Below are 17,538 nucleotides of genomic sequence, written 5' to 3' on the forward strand. Positions count from 1 at the left end.
GCTAGAACCTCGCCCGCACGCCGGCGAAGGCGCCGCGGCCCAGGGTCCCGTAGCGGTAGAGGGTCTCGTACTGCTGGTCGAACAGGTTCTCGATCCGGCCATACAGCTCGAACGTGTCGTTGATCGGGTAGGAGACCCGCACGTCGGTCAGCACGTAGCTCTTCAGCCGCCGGGTGTTGGAGGCGTTGTCGAAGCTATGGCCGACATACTGCATCGTCACCCCGCCGGTCAGGCCGTTGGGCAGGCTCAGCTCGGCGTCGGCCGAGGCCGTCTCGCCGGCCCGGCGCACCAGGTCCTTGCCGTAGTTGGCGCCCGCCGACTTATTGACCGCGTCCATGTTGGTGTAGTTGCCCGTCAGGGTCAGCAGCGAATTGACCTCGAAGCTGCCTTCCACCTCGACGCCGTCGGCCCGGGTCTTGGCGGTGTTGGCGTAGCCGCCGAAATTGGGCGGGGTGTTGTTCGACAGGAAGTCGATCTGGTTGGTGGTGTCGCGGTCGAAATAGGTGATCGCGCCGCGCAGGCGGCCGTCCAGGACGCTGTGCTCGACGCCGATGTCCCAGCTCTTGGCCTCTTCCGGCTTCAGGTCCGTGTTCCCGTAGTCGCTGTACAGCTGGTACAGCGACGGGGCCTTGAAGCCTTCGCCGTAGTTGGCGCGGAAGATCGTCGCGCCGCCGTTCGGGGTCCAGGTCGCGCCGGCCTGGAAGGTGGTGGCGCTGCCGAAGGTGTCGTGGTCGTCGTAGCGGACGCCGCCGGTCAGGGTCAGGCCCGCGACGAGCTTGGCCTGCAGCTGGCCGTAGACGCTGTCCATGCCAGTGGCGTGGCGGTCGGCCGCGGGATTCGGGTCGAAGTCGGACGGCGCGGCGGTGCGGAACCAGGTGCGCTCGGTCTCTGCGCCGAACACCGCGCGCCAGACCGGATTGATCGTCCACGTGCCCTGGTACTCGAGGCTGCTGTCGGTGCCCCGGGCGTCGAAGGTCTTGGTGGTGACGGCCTGGTCGGGGTTGTAGTTGTCGCGGTCGGTCTGGGTGTAGGCGTAGCCGATGCGGCTCTCCAGCGCGCCGTCGAAGCTGGACAGGCGCGTGCCCAGATAGCTGACCAGCTCCTTGGTCTTGCCGTATTCGGCGGTGTCGGCGAAGGCGAAGGCCGGCGCCGGGAAGCCGTCGAACTCGTTGCGGCCGGCGGCATAGGACAGCCGGGCGTCCAGCGTCGCCCATTCGGCGACCTTCAGGTCCAGGCGGCCGCTGACGGCGGTGTTGTGGTAGCCGTCCTTCTCCTTGCCGCCCATCGCCTCGTCGAAGTTGGAGACGCCGGCGGTGGTGTAGGACCCCGCCGCCAGGCGCCAGCCGCCCCAGTCGCCGCCGGCCCCGACGCCGACGCGGGCGTAGGCCGTGGCGCGCGAGCCGCCTTCGACCGTGGCGTCGCCCGACAGCGGACCGTCCGGGGTCTTGGTGATCATGCTGACCACGCCGCCGATGGCCTGGCTGCCCCACAGGGTGGACTGGGGACCGCGCAGCACCTCGATGCGGTCGACGTCGCCGGCCAGCAGGGTGGCGAAGTTGTAGCCGCCGCCCGTCGACGAGGGGTCGTTCAGCTTGACGCCGTCGATCAGCACGGCGGTCTGGTCGGTCTCGGCGCCGCGGATGCGGACCTGGGTCGAGCCGCCCACGCCGCCGTTGCGAGTGACGGTGACGCCGGGCGTGCGCGACAGCAGGTCCGACACCACCACCGCCTGGCGCTGGCGCAGGGTCTCGGCGGTGATGACGGTGGTGCTGACGGGCGTTTCGGACAGCTTGTCGGATGCGCGGCCGGCGGTGACGACCACCTGGTCGACCGCGTTGGCGTCGTCGGCGGTTTCAGCGGCCAGGGCCAGGCTCGGCAAGCCGAGAGCGGGAAGGGCGGCCACCAGGGCCAGGACGGAAATAGAGCGCATGTTCAAATCCTCCGTGCGCAGCAACGAAGGCTGGCCCGAAGATTCGGACCGGCCCGACGATGTCGCCTCGGGGGAAAGAACCCCATCGTACGGCGCACCCCGGCCGGACGAAGGACGACCGCGACGGGCAGGTCTCCTGGCTCACGGGTCAAGGCCGGTGCGTGTCGCCTTCCCAGCGCTGCTCCGAAGAGAAGCGCCAGTGGCATAAGACACGCGGGCTCGCCGTTTACAGTTGCGGGGGCAGCCCGGGTTTCGCACCCGAGTTCCCTTTTCATCCTCTTTCGAGGAACCTGTCGCGAGAGCTGCACTATATGTTGCGCCGCACACGGTCAATCTGACTGGTAATCTGGAGCACGTCTTGTCGTTCACCCTCGTCCTGGGCGGAGCCCGATCCGGCAAGAGCGCCTTCGCGCAAGGCGCGGCCGAGGCCAGGGCGGCGGAAACCGGCGGCCGGCTGGTGATGGTGGCCACGGCCCAGGCCTTCGATTCGGAGATGGCCGAACGCATCGACCGGCATCGGGCGGATCGCGGCCCGGCCTGGACCACGGTCGAGGCGCCGGCGGACCTGGCTCCCGCGCTGGACGGCCTGGGCGCCGGCGACGTGGTGGTGGTCGACTGCCTGACCCTGTGGCTGTCGAACCTGATGCTGGACGATCGCGACGACCTCGCGGCGGCCGCGGCCGAGCTGGCGGCGAGCGCGGCGCGGTTCCCGGGCGCGCTGTGGCTGGTGTCCAACGAGGTCGGGTTCGGCATCGTGCCCGACAACGCCCTGGCCCGGCGGTTCCGCGACGAGGCCGGGCGGCTGCACCAGGCCCTGGCCCAGGCCGCCGACGCCGTGACCCTGGTCGTGGCCGGCCTTACGCTTCGGCTGAAATGAGAAAAACTCGATTGAGCGCTGAAATTCCACGTCTAGGGTGTGGATAACAGCCGTCGCTCACGCGGATGGGCGGCGCTCCGGGAGGACGCCATGAACGCCTTTACCCCGATCACCGCTTCGGAAACGCCCGACTACGCCGGCCTCACCGTGACGCCCGCCGGCACGGTGCTGGGCGCCGAGATCTCAGGCGTCGATCTGCGCCAGCCGCTGACGCCGGAGAGCGTGATGGCCATCCGCACGGCGCTGCTGCGCCACAAGGTGGTGTTCTTCCGCGACCAGGACATCAGCCATGAGGACCATGTCCGTTTCGGCCGCTATTTCGGGGACTTGGAGGGGCATCCTGTCACCGCCCACGTGCCCGGTTTCCCCGAAATCCTGCACATCGAGGCCGCCGACGGCATGAAGCTGCGCGAGGAGATCGTGCCGATCGTCCGCGCCGCCAACAAGTGGCACACCGACGTGACCTTCCGCCCGGCGCCGTCGATGGGCGGGGTGCTGCGCATGCGCCACATGCCGCCGCTGGGCGGCGACACCCTGTTCGCCGACACCGCCGCCATCTATCGCGACCTGCCCGACAAGCTGAAGGACCGCATCGCCGACCTGAAGGCCGAGCACGACATCCTGCAGAGCTACGGCTACCGGGTGGACGAGGCCAAGCGGCAGGAGCTGCGGGCGGCCCATCCGGTGCAGGCCCACCCCGTGGTCCGCACCCATCCCGAGACCGGCGAGAAGCACCTGTTCGTCAACAAGGTCTTCACGACGCGGATCCTGGGTCTGCCCGAGGACGAGGCCGCCCAGCTGCTGGCCGAGCTGCTGGAGCGGGTGAAGACCCCCGAATACCAGGTCCGCTTCCGCTGGACGCCCAACGCCATCGTCTTCTGGGACAACCGCGCCACCCAGCACTACGCCATCCTCGACTACTGGCCGCAGGAACGCATCGTCGAGCGGGTGACGATCCAGGGCGACGTGCCGTTCTGATCTACTCTCCGCTCATCCCGGCGAACGCCGGGATGAGCGGATCGAGTTAAACCCGCGAAGTCTTTGCCGAAACCCGGCGTTCCATCAGCAGCAGGCTGAGCATCACCAGGAAGGCGAAGGCCAGCAGGGCGCCGGCCAGCTGGTGGGCCTTGTCCCATTCCAGGGCCTCGACCAGGCGGTAGATCTCGATCGACAGCACCTCGGTCTGGCCCGGGATGCCGCCGCCCAGCATCATCACCACGCCGAACTCGCCGATCGTGTGGGCGAAGACCAGCAGGGCGGCGACGGCGTAGCCCGGCAGGGCCAGGGGCAGGGCCACCCGCAGGAAGGCGCTCCAGGGCGAGGCGCCCAGGGTGGCGGCCGCCTCCAGCGGTTCGTCGCCCAGGGCGATGAAGGCGTTGCGCAGCGGCTGGACGGCGAACGGCAGCGAATAGATCAGCGACCCGATCACCAGGCCCTGGAAGGTGAAGGCCAGGGTGCGCACCCCGAACGGGTGCAGCAGGGCGATCAGCGGGCTCTGTGGGCCCAGGGCGATCAGCAGGTAGAAGCCCAAGGCGGTCGGGGGCAGGACGATCGGCAGGGCCACCAGCGCCCCGACCGGCGTCCGCCAGCGCGAACGCCCCCGGGCCAGCCACCAGGCCAGGGGCGTGGACAGGATCAGCAACAGGACCGTGGTGATCCCCGCCAGCTTGGCCGTCAGCCAGGCGATCTCCAGCATGGTCAGCGGGCCTCGATCTTGGTCGGCGGCGGAGAGGGCATGGCTTCGGGACGACCGGACCTTCGGTTATGTAGTCGATTTACATAACGAGGTTTCGCGCCTAGGTCACGGCCTAGGTCAGGGCCTGGGCGACGGCCCGGCGCGGCATGAGGTTCCGATGTCCAACGACGGCGATCTGAGCGCGTCCCTGATCCTGCGCCGCGGCGGCCTGGCGCGGGTGGGCCAGGAGCGCGTGGCGCTGATCGAGGCCATCGAGAGCCTGGGATCGATCAGCGCCGCCGCCAAGCAGTTGGGCCTCAGCTACAAGGGCGCCTGGGACGGCGTGCAGGCGCTGAACAACCTGTTCGACGCGCCCTTGGTGGTCGCCAACGCCGGCGGCAAGGCCGGCGGGGCGGCGGTGGTCACGCCGCGCGGCCAGGCCGTGATCCGGGCGTTCCGCGAGGTGGAGCGCGAGATCGGCGCGGCCCTGTCGCGGCTTGAGGCCGGCCTGGCCGCGTCGGACGTGTTCTGGAGCCTGGGCCTGCGCACCAGCGCCCGCAACGCGCTGCGAGGGATCGTCGCCGCCATCGAGGACGGCGAGGTGACCGCCAGGGTCGTGATCGACCTGGGCGACGGCGTCGAGATCGTCTCGATCATCACCCGTCGCAGCCGCGAGGAGCTGGACTTGGCGGTCGGCAAGCCCGTCGTCGCCCTGATCAAGTCCAGCTTCGTCGTCCTGGCCGACCAGGACGCGCCCGAGGGCGGGGTCAATCGTCTGGCCGGGATCGTCGCCGACCGCGAGGACGGCCACGAGGTCAGCGAGGTGCGGCTGGGCCTGTCGGCCGGCAAGACCCTGGTCGCGACCGTACCCGTCTCGGGCGCGCCCGGCGTCGGCGACCGCGCCGTGGCGACCGTCGCGCCCTCCAACGTCATCCTCGCCGTCGAATAGGATCGCTTCGTGAAAACCTTCGCTCTCGCCCTCTGCTTCGCCGGCCTGGCCACCGGGGCCTTCGCCCAGACCCTGACCCTGAAGGGGCCCTCGGGCGAGGCGGCCAGCCTCAGCGCGGCGGACATCGCCGCCCTGCCGCGCGTCAGTGTCGCCTTCGACGCCCACGGCGAGAAGCACGTCTACGAGGGGCCGCTGCTGGTCGACGTGCTGGCCAAGGTCGGGACCCCGACCGGCAAGGCGATCCACGGGCCGGAGATGGCCGACGTGGTGCTGGTCAAGGCGTCCGACGGCTACCAGGTGGCGTTCGGCCTGGCCGAGCTGGACCCGGGCACCCGCGCCAACCGCGTCATCCTGGCCGACAAGGCGGACGGCGCGCCGCTGGGCGGCAAGGACGGGGCCTTCAAGCTGGTGGCCGAGGGCGACCTGCGGCCGGCGCGTTCGGCGCGCATGGTCAGCGAGATCGAGGTGCTTCGATTGGCCGCCGCCAAGCCTCAGTGAAAGGTCGGCGGCTCGGGGGCGGGCTCCGCGGATTCGTCGCGCAAGCGGACGGGCAGGGGATAGCCGTCGACCCGCAGGGCGGCGTTCAGGGCGCGCGCCAGCACCATGGTCGGCTGGGAATCGATCAGCAGCGGTTCGAGCAGGGCCTCGCCCGTCGCCGTCGCGGTTCCCGCCAAGCCGCACGAGACCATCAGCCGTTGTTCGTCGGTGGAGATGCCGCCGCAGGCCGGGCATTCGACCTGGATCGGCCGGCGCAGGCTGGCCTCGACCGACTGCATCCAGGCGACGAACAGGCCGCCGGTCCGGTTCGACGCCCGGAAGGCCAGGGCCTGGGCGACCATGCGGGCGGGGGACTCGCCCGCCGACCGCAGCACCGCCCAGTGCCGCATCGCGCTGAGGAGCAGCTTTTCGCCGACCGTCGGACCGGTCGTCCAGCGGAGGGATGTGGAAGTGGGAGTCATGCCGGTCTCCGTGCGGAGCTTGTTGCGAATGGTTCGCACCATCTAGGCGTCAATCTTGTTGCGAGTCAATCGCAACAAGGAGCCGTTCGGTGCGCTGGACCGGCGGGCGTCAGCGGCCTAGGTTAAGGACTCGCCGCAACCTGTTCGCCGCACTGAGTCTTTGGAGTCCGAGCTGCCCGCCCCATCTTCGACGATCACGCCGATGGCCCGGCTGTACGGCGAGAAGCGGGCCAATCTGGTGCGCGTCTTCGCCGCTCGGCTGCGCTCGGTGAGCGAAGCCGAGGACCTGATCCAGGACCTGTTCCTGAAGGTGCAGGCCCTGGGCGAGGTGGAGGTCGAGGGCGACGGCTCGGCCCTGCTGTTCCGCATGGCCAACAACCTGATGCTGGACCGGCTGCGCAGCCAGACCCGCGCCAGCGCGCGCGACGGCGGATGGCGCAGCCTGCAAGGCGTCGTGCTGGGCGACCAGCAGGTGGCCGACATCCCCTCGGCTGAAGAGGTCGTGGCCGGCCGGCAGCGCCTGCAGCTGATGATGGCCGCGGTCGACACCCTGCCGCCGCAGGTCGCGCGCGCCTTCAAGCTTCACAAGCTGGACGGTCTCAGTCACGCTGAGACCGCGGCCGCCATGGGGGTCAGTCGCAGTTCGGTCGAAAAACATGTAAGCGCCGCCCTGAAGGCGCTGATGGCGAAGCTGTCATGAGCGCGGCTATTGTTTCTGGAACGGGTTTTGGAGGTTCCGCCGACTTGGTGACGTCTTATCCTTGCGAGGGCGCAACGTGGCGTCGGGACGGAGCGAAATGACGCGCGCCCAAACAGACATCGACGCCGAGACGTCCGAGGCCGCGATCGCGTGGCTCGTCCGCCTGCAGGGCGAGACGGTCACCGAGGGCGACTGGCTGGCGTTCGACGCCTGGCTGACGGCCTCGCCGACGCACGCCCAGGCCTATGACGACGCGCTCGCCTTCGACCAGGGGCTGGACCTCGACGCGCGCTTCGCGGAGGCCGCGCCCGCCGGCGCGCCGCTGAGCACGCCTTTGGCGGCCAATGTGGTCCCCCTGCGACCGGCGCGACGGGTCTGGATGTGGTCGGCCGGCGCCGCGATCGCCGCCGCCTTCGTGGCCGGCGCGGTCCTCGTGCCCAGCAAGGGCCTGATCGGCGGCCGCGAAACCACCTACGTGACCGGCGTCGGCGAGCGCAGGGCCATCGCCCTGGAGGACGGCTCGCGGATCGACATGAACGCCGCCTCGCGCGTCACCGTGCGCTTCGAGCGCCATGCGCGCCGGATCAAGATGGACGACGGCCAGGTCTTCTTCGACGTGGCCAAGGATTCCTCGCGCCCGTTCCTGATCGCGGCGGGCGACACCCAGGTGCGGGTGGTCGGCACCCAGTTCGACGTCCGCCGTCGCGACGGCCAGGTGGCGGTCAACGTCCAGCGCGGACTGGTCGAGGTGCGCCCCAACCTGGCCTCCGGCGCCACGCCTTTCCGGCTGAAGCCGGGGCAGGGGCTTTCCCACCATGAGGGCCGGGCGGCGGACGCGAAACTCCAGGCGGTGGCCGTCGAGGAAATCGCGGGCTGGCGCCAGGGCCGGCTGATCTATCGCGACCAGCCGCTTTCACAGATCGCCGGGGACATGAACCGGCTTTTCCCGCGTCCGGTGAAGCTGGGCGACGCCGAGGTCGCCAATATGCGACTTTCCGGCGTGTTGATCGTCGACGAACAGGATGCGATGGTCGACCGACTGTCACACCTGCTTCCCGTCAAAACGACGACGACCGAAGACGCTATCGTGATCCGGGCGCGCTAGAGCCTTGCTGAGGGGCCTGGAATCGTTCGAAGCGCGAAGCTTGAGCTCTAGGGGGATAGAGCTGGAGCCCGATGATTTCGGAGACGGAATCCCAGCTTCGATTTCGATCTGACGAACCGGAGCGTTCCGGAGCGTTCGCCGTCGGCCGCCTGCCGCGCCTCTTCCTCCTGTCGATGGCATCGAGCCTGGTCCTGGTCGGCCTGGTCCCGGCTGGAACGGCGGAGGCCGCGCCGGCCCGCTTCGCCTTCAAGATCCCCGCCAAACCCCGATCCGAGGCGCTGATCGATCTCGGCGTCCAGGCGCGCGTCACCCTCGGAGGCGCTTCGTCGTGTCCGGGGCGCGGCAAGGCGGTGTTCGGGACCCTGACCCTGCGCCAGGCGCTGGAAGCGGTGACGGCCGACGCGCCCTGCCGGTTCGAGATTCTCGACAACGCCACGGTGGTCATCCGGCCCGCTCCGCCGGCCGCTCGCGCCAGGCCGCCGGCGATCGCCCCGGCCGCGCCGGCGACCGTCGCCGCGCTCGACGGGGTGATCGTCACCGCCACCAAGCGCCCGACGCGCCTGGGGGCCGCCGCGGGCGGCGTCAGCGTGATCCGGGCCGAACGGCTCAGCGACACCGGCGCGATCGACACGACCAGCATTTCCCAGCAGGCTGCGGGCTTCATCACCACCAACCTCGGCGCGGCCCGCAACAAGATCATGCTGCGCGGATTGTCGGACGGGACCTTCACGGGCCGCACTCAGCAGACCGTCGGCACCTATCTCGACAACATCCCCCTGACCTACAACGCGCCCGATCCGGACCTGCGCCTGATCGACGTCGACCGGGTGGAGGTGCTGCGCGGTCCCCAGGGCGCGCTCTACGGCGGCGGATCGCTCAGCGGGGTCTACCGGATCGTGTCCACCAAGCCCGTGTTGAACGAATGGTCGGGATCGGTCCTGGCCGGCGCGGCGGCCACGGAATCCGGCTCGCCCAGCAGCCGGGTCGAGGGCGTCCTCAACCTGCCGGTCGCCACCGACCGCGCGGCGGTCCGTCTGGTGGCCTACAGCGACGTGGACGGCGGCTATGTCGACGACGTCAACCTGCGCCTCTCGAACGTCGACCGCACCACGCGCCTCGGCGGGCGGGCCGCCGTTTCGGTGGCGATCGATCCGGACTGGTCGGTCACGGTGTCCGGCGCCCGCCAGGACCTGCACGCCACCGACAGCCAGTACACCACGCCCGGCCTGGGCGGCCAGAAGCGCGCCAACCAGGTGCGCGAGACCCACGACAACGTCCTGCAGCAGGGCGCGGTGACGATCACGGGCGCGGGCGACTGGGGGCGGTTCGTGTCGTCGACCGGCTATGTCCGCCACCGGTTCGCCAGCCGGTTCGACGCCACCGCGGCCCTGAACGGCGTCGGCGCGGCCTCGGTCGATGTCGGCCTGTTCGACGAGGCCAGCAAGGTGCGGATGCTGGTGGAGGACGCCGTGCTGTCGTCCCCCGACGGCGATCGTTTCCGCTGGCTGGTCGGGCTGTACGGCCTGGCCAGCCTCGAGGACAGCGACGGCGAACTGCGGGCCCGCACCGCCTACGATCCCTCGCGCCTCATCTATCTGGAGGCGCGCCGCGACCGGCGGCGTGAACTGGCGCTCTATGGAGAGACCGCCTACGACCTGGGCGGCGGCTGGACCGCGAGCCTGGGCGGGCGGGCGTTCAGCAGCGAGGTCCACACGACCTCGATGGTCGTGTCCCCGCCGCCGGGGCAGTCGCGCGACATGGACCGAAAGGCGCGCTTCACCGGCATCTCGCCGAAATTCTCGCTCCAGCGGACGTGGGACGGCGGCGGGCTGGTCTATCTGCTGACCTCGGAAGGCTATCGCTCGGGCGGCTTCAACTCCGGCGGCCTGGCCGCGCCGTCGGTCCTGCGGGCCTCGTTCAAGCCCGACCATCTGCGCAACTACGAGATCGGCGCCAGCGTCCGGCCGTGGGAGGGGCGCATGATCCTGCGCACGGCCCTGTTCCACGACGTGTGGACCGACATCCAGACCGACCAGTATCTGAGCTCGGGCCTGTCCTACACGGCCAATGTCGGCGACGGACGCAACACCGGCCTGGAGGTCGAGGCCACGATGTTGGCGGCTCAAGGCCTGACCCTGGAGGTCAACGCCCTGTTCAACCGTCCGCGGCTGAGCAAGGTGGATCCCAACTTCGCCTCGGCGGCCCAGAGCGAACTTCCGGGCGTGCCGGACGTCTCGGCCGGGGCCTTGATGCGGTATCAGAAGGACCTGACCGCCAGCCGACGCCTGGTGCTGACCACCGAGGTCGAATATGTGGGCCAGTCGCGCCTGACCTTCGATCGTCGCCTTTCCCCGTCGATGGGGGGCTATGTCACCGGCCGGCTCTCGGCCGAGCTGGCCGTCCGCGACTGGAGCTGGACCCTGGCGGTCACCAATCCCGCCAACGCCTCCAGCGACACCTTCGCCTACGGCAATCCGTTCAGCTTCGGCCAGGTGCGCCAAGTCACGCCGCTGCGGCCCCGCACCTGGAGCCTGCTGGTTTCGCGGGACTTTTAGCCCCCTCCGGCCAAGCTCCCGGTACGGACGCCGGTCGGTTCGTCTCGCGCGAACGCGGAAAAAGTTCTGAGGTTCCCTGAGCTTGGCGACGTCTCTTCTCTGACGGGGGCGGATTCGGAAGGCGCCCCCAAGTCGGGGAAATTCCATGTCTGTCCTGTCAGGACTTGTCTGCGTCCATAACGAGGAGGCGCGGCTGGCCGAGTGTCTGGAGCGCCTGGCGTTCTGCGACGAGATCGTCGTGGTCGCCGACCGCTGCACGGACCGCAGCGAAGCCATCGCCCGGAAGATGGGCGCGCGGGTCGTCTCGGGCATCTTCCCCGTCGAGGGGCTGCGCAAGGAGGCCGGCGTCGCGGCCTGTCGCGGCGACTGGATTCTCGAGCTGGACGCCGATGAGGCGGTGACGCCGGCCCTGGCCCGGGAAATCCGCGAGACCGTCGTCCGTTCGACCGCCGACTGGCACCAGGTGCCCGTGGACAACTACGTGGGCGCGCAGCTGGTGCGTCACGGCTGGGGCGGCTCGTTCGGCGCGTCGTCGGTGGCCCGTCTGTTCCGCAGGGGCGTGAAGAGCTGGAAGAGCGAGCGGGTCCATCCCGGCACCATCTTCACCGGCGTCTATGGCGGCCGGCTGCACAACGCCATCCTGCACAAGGTCGACGACGACATCGCCGACATGGTCCAGCGCCTGAACCGCTATACCGCCCTGCGCGGCCAGGACCTGGCCGACAGCGGCAAGATCAAGAGCCTGTGGGACGATCTGTTCCGGGGCGTGCGCCGGTTCTACAAGTGCTACGTGTCGCGCAAGGGCTACAAGGAGGGCGACATGGGTTTCCTGATCGCCATCATGGCCGGCCTCTATCCCTTGCTCTCGAACCTGAAGGCGCGCGAGATCCGCGCTTTGAACGGCGTCCAGACCGTGCGTTCGAGCGGCGGCGCGGTGATCGGCCTGACCGTCGACGACACCCGGCTGGGTCATTCGGCCTAGGCGCTGATCGTGTCGTTCCATCGCCTTCTGATCGCGATCCTGATCGGGCCGGAGCTGGCCCGCTGGAAGGCGCGCGGCCATGCGCCGGTGTTCTGGTGGCGGGACGACGACGCGCGCCGACCCACCGCGGCGCTGGACCGCCTGCTGGCTCTTTCCGTCCGCTTCGAGGCGCCGATCACGCTCGCGGCCGTGCCGGACGGCGATATCGCGGCCCTGGCCAAGGCCTGCCGCGCGATCCCCAACGCGGAACTGGCCATCCACGGCTTCCGGCACGAGAACCGGGCGCCGCCGGGCTGGCCCTCCGGCGAGGTCAACGACCTGGATCGCCTGGCCGACGTGGTGTCCGACCTGGGCACGGCGATCGACGTGTTCCGCCGCGCCGGCGTCAGGCCCAGCCTGTTCGTGCCGCCGTGGAACAACGCCCATCCGACCCTGAAGCGGGCGCTGGGCCTGCGGGACCTGGGCCTGTCCTGCTATGGCGAGATGCGAAGCCCCGCCGAGCCCGAGCGCCTCGACGCCCACCTGGACGTCATGCGCTGGAAGCCGGCGCCGCGTTTCCGGGGCGCGGTCCGATTCCTGATGCGGGCCCGCCGGCTGCTGGCCGAGCGCCGCGTGGCGGGGGCGTGGGACGAACCGCTGGGCCTGCTGACCCATCACCTCGATCACGACGAGGGCGCCTGGCGTTTCCTCGAGGCCTTCCTGCCGGTCGCCAGGCCGGTCGCCCGCGCGGCCATCCGCCGGGCCATGCCCGGCGCGACCATCGCCGGCGTCGAGGTTTCGCTCAAGGCCAGCTAGGGCAGGGCGGCCTCGCCGTCGATCCGTCCACGCGCCGCTGGCGCGGGGGAAAATCCTTACACGACAAAGGCCTGCCGGGCTTTCCGGTTTCGATCGGTCGTCGGCCCTTCATGTGGACACGAATATTCACGCTCATGATAGTGAGTGTTGACAGGCGGCGACCTCAGGTGCAGCCTCGCTGTCATAAGCGTCGGCATTCACGATCGGCGCACGGGGAGATAAGCGCATGAAGGTAGTTCTTCTCGCGACGGCGTGCGCCGCCGCGCTGGTGTCGACGTCCGTGGCCGCCCAGGCCCAGACCGCGTCTCCTGAGGCCCAGGGCAAGGCCGCCGGCTCATCCGACAACACGCTGCTCAACGAGGTCGTGGTCACGGCGACCCGTCGCAATGAGAAGCTGCAGGACGTGCCGCTCAGCGTCACCGCCTTCTCGCAGAAGGACCTGACGGCCAAGGGCATCGTCGGCTACGAGGGCCTGGCGCGCGAGACGCCCGGCGTCGTCCTCAACAAGCCCACGGCCAACTTCAACAACTTCACCGCCCGGGGCGTGGCCACCAACGGCTACGGCGCCAACCTGCAGAGCACGGTCGCGATCTATATCGACGAACTGCCGATCTCGACGATCGGCAACACCACGGTGCTGGACCCCAACCTGTACGACCTGGAGCGGGTCGAGTTCCTGCGCGGCCCGCAGGGCACGCTGTTCGGGTCCGGCTCGCTGTCGGGCGCGCTGCGCATCCTGACCAAGAGCCCCGATCTCGACGAATACGACGCCTCGGCCCTGGTCGACTTCGGCCTGACCGGGTCGGATTCCTTCCGCCAGCGCTACAACGGCATGGTCAACCTGCCGATCGTCAAGGACGAGCTGGCCCTGCGCGTGGTCGGCTTCTACCGGCACGAGGAAGGCTATGTCGACAACCTGGGGACCGGGATCCACAACTCCAACACCCTGGTCGACGGGGGCGGGCGCGCGACCCTGCTGTGGAAGCCGACCGACCGCCTGTCGGTCAAGCTGCTGGCCTCCTACGAGAAGAGCAATCCCAAGGACTCCTCGCTGATCATCCCCTCGCTGGGGCGCAACAAGCGCATCTCCGACCGGCCCGACCTCTTCGTGGGCAAGCTGACCAGCTACAACGCCACGGTCGACTACCAGTTCGACGGCGCGCACCTGACCAGCTCGTCGACCTATTCGATGTTCGACCAGAAGTTCTGGGTCGATCTGGCCGGCACCTTCGGCGCCGCGGGCATCGCCTTCGGCCTCGACGCCAACGGCTACCAGAGCACCTTCGTCGAGGAGGCGCGCCTGGCGTCCGACCCCGGCGGCAAGTTCGACTGGGTGATCGGCGGCTTCTACCTCGATCGCCGGCTGGACGTGGACTACTTCTACCGGTCCTCGCCGCAGTACCTGGCGTCCCACGGCATCACCGGCCTGCCGGACGAGTACTATCAGCGCCAGTACACCCACATCAATTCGCACGAACTGGCCGGTTTCGGCGAGCTGACCTACCACATCAACGACAAGCTCTGGCTGACCACCGGCATGCGCTACGGCGGCACCGACGCCCAGGGCTTCACCGAGGGCGGCTACAACAGCGCCTATCTGACCTACGCGCTCTTCGGCATCTCGGGGCCGCTGGCGATGGCGCCGATCCCGCCCGCGGCCGGCGTCAAGGCCAAGGCCACCAAGCCGTCCTACAAGGTCAGCCTGTCGTACAAGCCGTCGTCCAACATGACCGGCTACGCGACGATCTCGACGGGCTTCCGCACCCCGGTGGTCAACGCCTTCGCCGGCCGGCCCAGCGTGGTCAATCCCAGCGACCTGATCATCCCCTACGGCGCCGACTCCGACGACCTGACCAACTACGAGGTCGGCCTGAAAGGCCGCTGGTTCGACGGTGTGCTCAGCGCCAACGTCGCGGCCTATCTGATCGATTGGAGCAATATCCAGGTCCAGGCCAACCGCGTCTCGGACTCGGTCCAGTTCGCGACCAACATCGGCGGCGCCAAGAGCACGGGCGTGGAGTTCGAGGTCGTGGTCGCCCCGGCCACGGGCCTGAGCGTTGGGCTGAATGGCTCGTTCAACGACGCCAAGGTGACCAAGCTGACCCCCGCCGAGGCGGCGATCTCCGGCGCGGTGGACAACGCCCGCCTGGCCGCGCCGCACTTCCAGGGCTCGCTGTACGTCAACTACGGCTTCGACCTGTCGCCCAAGGCCCGGGCCAACGCCTCGGTGGTGTTCCAGCATGTCGGGAACTATCCGGGCTCGTTCCCCAACGTGCCGGGCCAACCGGGCGTGGTCAGCCCGACCTACGGCTTCACCGACGCCTACGAGAACGTCAACGCCAACTTCGCGGTGGCCATGGATCGCCTGACGGTCGGGGCCTATGTCGAGAACCTCTTCGACAACCACTCGATCACCTACGTCCACCCCGAGGCGTTCCTCGCCAGCCGCTACGCCACGCTGCGGCCGCGGACGGTGGGCGTGCGCCTGGGCTACGACTTCTAGGCCGGCGAGGGCGGGCGCCAGGAGGAGGGACTTCCCATGTCGTTGCTTCCCCGCGGCCTGACCCTGGCCGTCGCGCTCCTGGCGGCGGCTCCCGTGTCGGCCCAGTCTTCCGGACCGGTGGTCCGCACCTCGGCCGGGTCCGTCCAGGGCGCGGCGGTCGGCGACCTGAACGTCTACAAGGGGTTGCCCTATGCGGCCCCGCCCACCGGCTGGCGGCGGTGGCGGCCGCCGGCCGAAGCGTCCGCCTGGAAGGGCGTGCGCGACGCCACGACGTTCGGCCCGGCCTGCTATCAGCCCAAGGGCCCCGCCGGCGTCTACACCAGCGACGTCGGGCCGATGAGCGAGGACTGCCTGACGCTGAACGTCTGGGCCCCGGCCAAGGCGGACAAGGCCCCGGTGCTGGTGTGGATCCACGGCGGGGCCCTGACCACGGGCGCGAGCAGCGAGCCGATCTACGACGGCGCCAGGCTGGCCGAGCGGGGCGTGGTGGTGGTGTCGATCAACTACCGCCTCGGCGTGCTGGGCTACCTGGCCCATCCCGAGCTGAGCAAGGAATCGCGCGAGGGCGTGTCGGGCAACTACGGCCTGCTGGACCAGATCGCCGCCCTGCGCTGGGTGAAGGCCAATATCGCCGCTTTCGGCGGCGACCCCGCCAACGTGACCATCGCCGGCGAGTCCGCCGGCGGGCTCAGCGTCATGTACCTGATGGCCGCGCCGCAGGCCCGCGGACTGTTCCACAAGGCGATCAGCCAGAGCGCCTACATGATCTCGACCCCGCAGCTGCGGGCCGCCACGTTCGGCGACTATCCGGCGGAGACGGTCGGGACCTACGTGGCCTACAAGCTGGGCGCCAAGGACCTGGCCGCCTTGCGGGCGATGAGCCCCGGCGAGCTGACCGACGCGGCCGCCAAGGCCGGCTACGCCCCGTTCGGCACGATCGACGGTCGCGTGCTGCCGCGCCAGCTGGTCGACGTGTTCGACCTGGGCGAACAGGCCCGCGTGCCGGTCCTGGCCGGCTTCAACAGCGGCGAGATCCGCTCGCTGCGGGTCCTGGCGCCGCCGGTCCCGGCCGACGCGGCGACCTACGAGGCGGAAATCCGCAAGCGCTACGGCGACCTGGCGCAGGCCTATCTGAAGCTCTATCCGTCGACCGACCTGGCCGAAAGCGTGCTGGCGACGCCGCGCGACGCGCTCTACGGCTGGACGGCCGAGCGCCTGGTCGCCAAGCAGACGGCCGTGGGCCAGCCCGGCTACCTCTACCTGTTCGACCACGGCTATCCCGCCGCCGAGGCGGCCGGCCTGCACGCCTTCCACGCCAGCGAGATCCCCTATGTCTTCGGCACGACCGACCGCACGGCGCCGGCCTGGCCCAGGATTCCGGCGACGCCGGAGGAGGCGGGGCTGTCGGACGCGATGGTCGGCTACTGGACCGCCTTCGCCCGCGACGGCGTCCCCAGCGCGACGGGCCGGCCGGCGTGGCGAGCCTACGGCGCCGACCGCGCCTACATGGCCTTCGCCGACGCCCCGAAGCCCGGCGAGCACCTGATGCCCGGCATGTATGAACTGAACGAGCTGGTCGTCTGCCGTCGCCGGGCCAAGGGCGGCGTCCCCTGGAACTGGAACGTGGGCGTGCTTTCGCCGCCGTTGCCGGCGGCGGACCCGCGATGCTGACGATGGGATCGTCCGCCGACCGCACATGCCTCTGGCGTCCACCGGCAAGTTCGCCAAGATGAGGTCGAGATTCAAATTAGGGGGCGGATGAGTCTTGTCCCATCCGATTTCCCAAGCTTGAGACGGAAAGAAGTCTAGTGCCCGAAGACGTGAAACCCCGGCAGCGCTCCACCAAGGCGGAGCAACGCGCAGAGACGATGGAGCAGATCCTCGACGCGGCCGAATATCTGTTCTCCAAGCACGGGCTCTACGGCGTGACGCTGAAGGACGTGGCCAAGCGGGTGGGCGTCCACCACACGCTGCTGAACTACTATTTCGAGGACAAGCAGAAGCTGTTCGACGCGGTCTTCGCGCGCCGGGCGGTGGTCACCAACGAACGGCGGATGAAGGCGCTGGAGGCCTACGACGCCGAGATGGGCGACAATCCCACGGTCGAGGGCGCGCTGCGCGCGTTCCTGGACACCGACCTGGACCTCTACACCGAGGGCGGGGAGGGCTGGAAGAACTACGCCGCCCTGGGCGCCCTGGTCGCCAACACCCCCGAATGGGGCGCGGCGTTGATGGACGAGCACTTCGACCCCGTCGTCCTGCGCCTGATCGCCATCCTGCGCAAAGCGCTGCCGGGCTGCAGCGAGGCCGACATCTTCTGGGGCTATCACTTCGTCACCGGGGCCCTGATGCTGACCCTGGCTCGCACGGGCCGCATCGACAAGCTGTCGGGCGGCGTGTGCCGGTCCGACGACTTCATGGCCGTGAAGGAGCGCATGGCCTCGTTCATGGCGGCCGGCTTCCTCCAGGTTTGCGGGAAGAGCGCGGCCAAGGCCGGGGGCTGAGGTC

General features: G+C 69.6%; 15 protein-coding genes and 1 riboswitch. Of the genes, 12 read left to right on the forward strand and 3 right to left on the reverse strand.

What is annotated here, in order from left to right; all coding sequences use genetic code 11:
• Window position 1: 1 nt before the first annotated feature.
• Window positions 2-1,930 carry a TonB-dependent siderophore receptor gene (locus BR39_RS0124350; protein WP_029917112.1) on the reverse strand — a complete coding sequence of 643 codons (1,929 nt, stop codon included), beginning with the start codon at window positions 1,928-1,930 and terminating at the stop codon, window positions 2-4.
• Between the two features lie 108 nt (window positions 1,931-2,038).
• Window positions 2,039-2,239: riboswitch (cobalamin riboswitch) on the reverse strand.
• Between the two features lie 49 nt (window positions 2,240-2,288).
• Between BR39_RS0124350 and cobU the strand changes: the two genes are divergently transcribed.
• Together cobU and BR39_RS0124360 are read left to right on the forward strand one after the other, a co-directional pair.
• Window positions 2,289-2,807, forward strand: coding sequence for a bifunctional adenosylcobinamide kinase/adenosylcobinamide-phosphate guanylyltransferase (cobU, locus tag BR39_RS0124355; RefSeq protein WP_029917113.1), 519 nt, complete (start codon window positions 2,289-2,291; stop codon window positions 2,805-2,807).
• Between the two features lie 90 nt (window positions 2,808-2,897).
• Window positions 2,898-3,785 (forward strand): TauD/TfdA family dioxygenase, encoded by an 888-nt coding sequence (locus tag BR39_RS0124360; RefSeq protein WP_029917115.1) that lies wholly within the window; start codon window positions 2,898-2,900, stop codon window positions 3,783-3,785.
• A gap of 46 nt (window positions 3,786-3,831) precedes the next feature.
• Here the strand turns inward: BR39_RS0124360 and modB are convergent, their stop codons facing one another.
• Window positions 3,832-4,503, reverse strand: a complete 672-nt coding sequence (gene modB / locus BR39_RS0124365; RefSeq protein WP_029917117.1) for a molybdate ABC transporter permease subunit — start codon at window positions 4,501-4,503, stop codon at window positions 3,832-3,834.
• A gap of 157 nt (window positions 4,504-4,660) precedes the next feature.
• Here modB and BR39_RS0124370 point away from each other — a divergent pair, with 157 nt between their 5' ends.
• Together BR39_RS0124370 and BR39_RS0124375 are read left to right on the forward strand one after the other, a co-directional pair.
• Window positions 4,661-5,431, forward strand: coding sequence for a TOBE domain-containing protein (locus tag BR39_RS0124370; protein ID WP_029917118.1), 771 nt, complete (start codon window positions 4,661-4,663; stop codon window positions 5,429-5,431).
• A gap of 9 nt (window positions 5,432-5,440) precedes the next feature.
• Window positions 5,441-5,929: a molybdopterin-binding oxidoreductase gene (locus BR39_RS0124375; RefSeq protein WP_029917120.1), complete on the forward strand. Its 489-nt coding sequence runs from the start codon at window positions 5,441-5,443 to the stop codon at window positions 5,927-5,929.
• Here the strand turns inward: BR39_RS0124375 and BR39_RS0124380 are convergent.
• Window positions 5,923-6,390, reverse strand: coding sequence for a hypothetical protein (locus tag BR39_RS0124380; RefSeq protein WP_029917121.1), 468 nt, complete (start codon window positions 6,388-6,390; stop codon window positions 5,923-5,925). The two genes, BR39_RS0124375 and BR39_RS0124380, sit on opposite strands and share 7 nt — an antisense overlap.
• A 202-nt stretch (window positions 6,391-6,592) precedes the next feature.
• On the opposite strand from BR39_RS0124380, the gene BR39_RS0124385 reads away from it, so the two are divergent.
• The 8 genes from BR39_RS0124385 to BR39_RS0124420 all read left to right on the forward strand — a co-directional run bounded on the left by BR39_RS0124385 (window position 6,593) and on the right by BR39_RS0124420 (window position 17,534).
• The gene (locus BR39_RS0124385; RefSeq protein WP_029917123.1) at window positions 6,593-7,090 is read left to right on the forward strand and encodes an RNA polymerase sigma factor; all 498 of its coding nucleotides are present in this window, start codon (window positions 6,593-6,595) and stop codon (window positions 7,088-7,090) included.
• A 97-nt stretch (window positions 7,091-7,187) separates the two neighbouring features.
• A complete protein-coding gene (locus BR39_RS0124390; RefSeq protein WP_029917124.1) occupies window positions 7,188-8,195 on the forward strand; it encodes a FecR domain-containing protein in 1,008 nt (335 codons plus the stop codon).
• A 173-nt stretch (window positions 8,196-8,368) separates the two neighbouring features.
• On the forward strand, window positions 8,369-10,750 hold the full coding sequence (locus tag BR39_RS0124395; protein WP_231499550.1) for a TonB-dependent receptor: 2,382 nt from the start codon (window positions 8,369-8,371) through the stop codon (window positions 10,748-10,750).
• 145 nt (window positions 10,751-10,895) lie between these two features.
• The gene (locus BR39_RS0124400; RefSeq protein ID WP_029917127.1) at window positions 10,896-11,732 is read left to right on the forward strand and encodes a glycosyltransferase family 2 protein; all 837 of its coding nucleotides are present in this window, start codon (window positions 10,896-10,898) and stop codon (window positions 11,730-11,732) included.
• A gap of 9 nt (window positions 11,733-11,741) precedes the next feature.
• Window positions 11,742-12,527 carry a polysaccharide deacetylase family protein gene (locus BR39_RS0124405; RefSeq protein WP_051696089.1) on the forward strand — a complete coding sequence of 262 codons (786 nt, stop codon included), beginning with the start codon at window positions 11,742-11,744 and terminating at the stop codon, window positions 12,525-12,527.
• 226 nt (window positions 12,528-12,753) lie between these two features.
• Window positions 12,754-15,030 carry a TonB-dependent receptor gene (locus tag BR39_RS0124410; protein ID WP_029917129.1) on the forward strand — a complete coding sequence of 759 codons (2,277 nt, stop codon included), beginning with the start codon at window positions 12,754-12,756 and terminating at the stop codon, window positions 15,028-15,030.
• Between the two features lie 36 nt (window positions 15,031-15,066).
• Window positions 15,067-16,701 carry a carboxylesterase/lipase family protein gene (locus tag BR39_RS0124415; RefSeq protein ID WP_029917130.1) on the forward strand — a complete coding sequence of 545 codons (1,635 nt, stop codon included), beginning with the start codon at window positions 15,067-15,069 and terminating at the stop codon, window positions 16,699-16,701.
• 197 nt (window positions 16,702-16,898) lie between these two features.
• Window positions 16,899-17,534 carry a TetR/AcrR family transcriptional regulator gene (locus BR39_RS0124420; RefSeq protein WP_081916970.1) on the forward strand — a complete coding sequence of 212 codons (636 nt, stop codon included), beginning with the start codon at window positions 16,899-16,901 and terminating at the stop codon, window positions 17,532-17,534.
• Window positions 17,535-17,538 lie beyond the last annotated feature (4 nt).

It is taken from the genome of Caulobacter sp. UNC358MFTsu5.1 (assembly GCF_000712075.1).
GTDB lineage: Bacteria > Pseudomonadota > Alphaproteobacteria > Caulobacterales > Caulobacteraceae > Caulobacter.

Bases quoted from the DNA above. Each gene is read 5' to 3' on its own strand.
- BR39_RS0124350 (WP_029917112.1), bottom strand. From the start codon at position 1,930: ATGCGCTCTATTTCCGTCCTGGCCCTGGTGGCCGCCCTTCCCGCTCTC.
- BR39_RS0124360 (WP_029917115.1), top strand. From the start codon at position 2,898: ATGAACGCCTTTACCCCGATCACCGCTTCGGAAACGCCCGACTACGCC.
- modB (WP_029917117.1), bottom strand. From the start codon at position 4,503: ATGCTGGAGATCGCCTGGCTGACGGCCAAGCTGGCGGGGATCACCACG.
- BR39_RS0124370 (WP_029917118.1), top strand. From the start codon at position 4,661: ATGTCCAACGACGGCGATCTGAGCGCGTCCCTGATCCTGCGCCGCGGC.
- BR39_RS0124380 (WP_029917121.1), bottom strand. From the start codon at position 6,390: ATGACTCCCACTTCCACATCCCTCCGCTGGACGACCGGTCCGACGGTC.
- BR39_RS0124385 (WP_029917123.1), top strand. From the start codon at position 6,593: ATGGCCCGGCTGTACGGCGAGAAGCGGGCCAATCTGGTGCGCGTCTTC.
- BR39_RS0124390 (WP_029917124.1), top strand. From the start codon at position 7,188: ATGACGCGCGCCCAAACAGACATCGACGCCGAGACGTCCGAGGCCGCG.
- BR39_RS0124395 (WP_231499550.1), top strand. From the start codon at position 8,369: ATGGCATCGAGCCTGGTCCTGGTCGGCCTGGTCCCGGCTGGAACGGCG.
- BR39_RS0124400 (WP_029917127.1), top strand. From the start codon at position 10,896: ATGTCTGTCCTGTCAGGACTTGTCTGCGTCCATAACGAGGAGGCGCGG.
- BR39_RS0124410 (WP_029917129.1), top strand. From the start codon at position 12,754: ATGAAGGTAGTTCTTCTCGCGACGGCGTGCGCCGCCGCGCTGGTGTCG.
- BR39_RS0124415 (WP_029917130.1), top strand. From the start codon at position 15,067: ATGTCGTTGCTTCCCCGCGGCCTGACCCTGGCCGTCGCGCTCCTGGCG.
- BR39_RS0124420 (WP_081916970.1), top strand. From the start codon at position 16,899: ATGGAGCAGATCCTCGACGCGGCCGAATATCTGTTCTCCAAGCACGGG.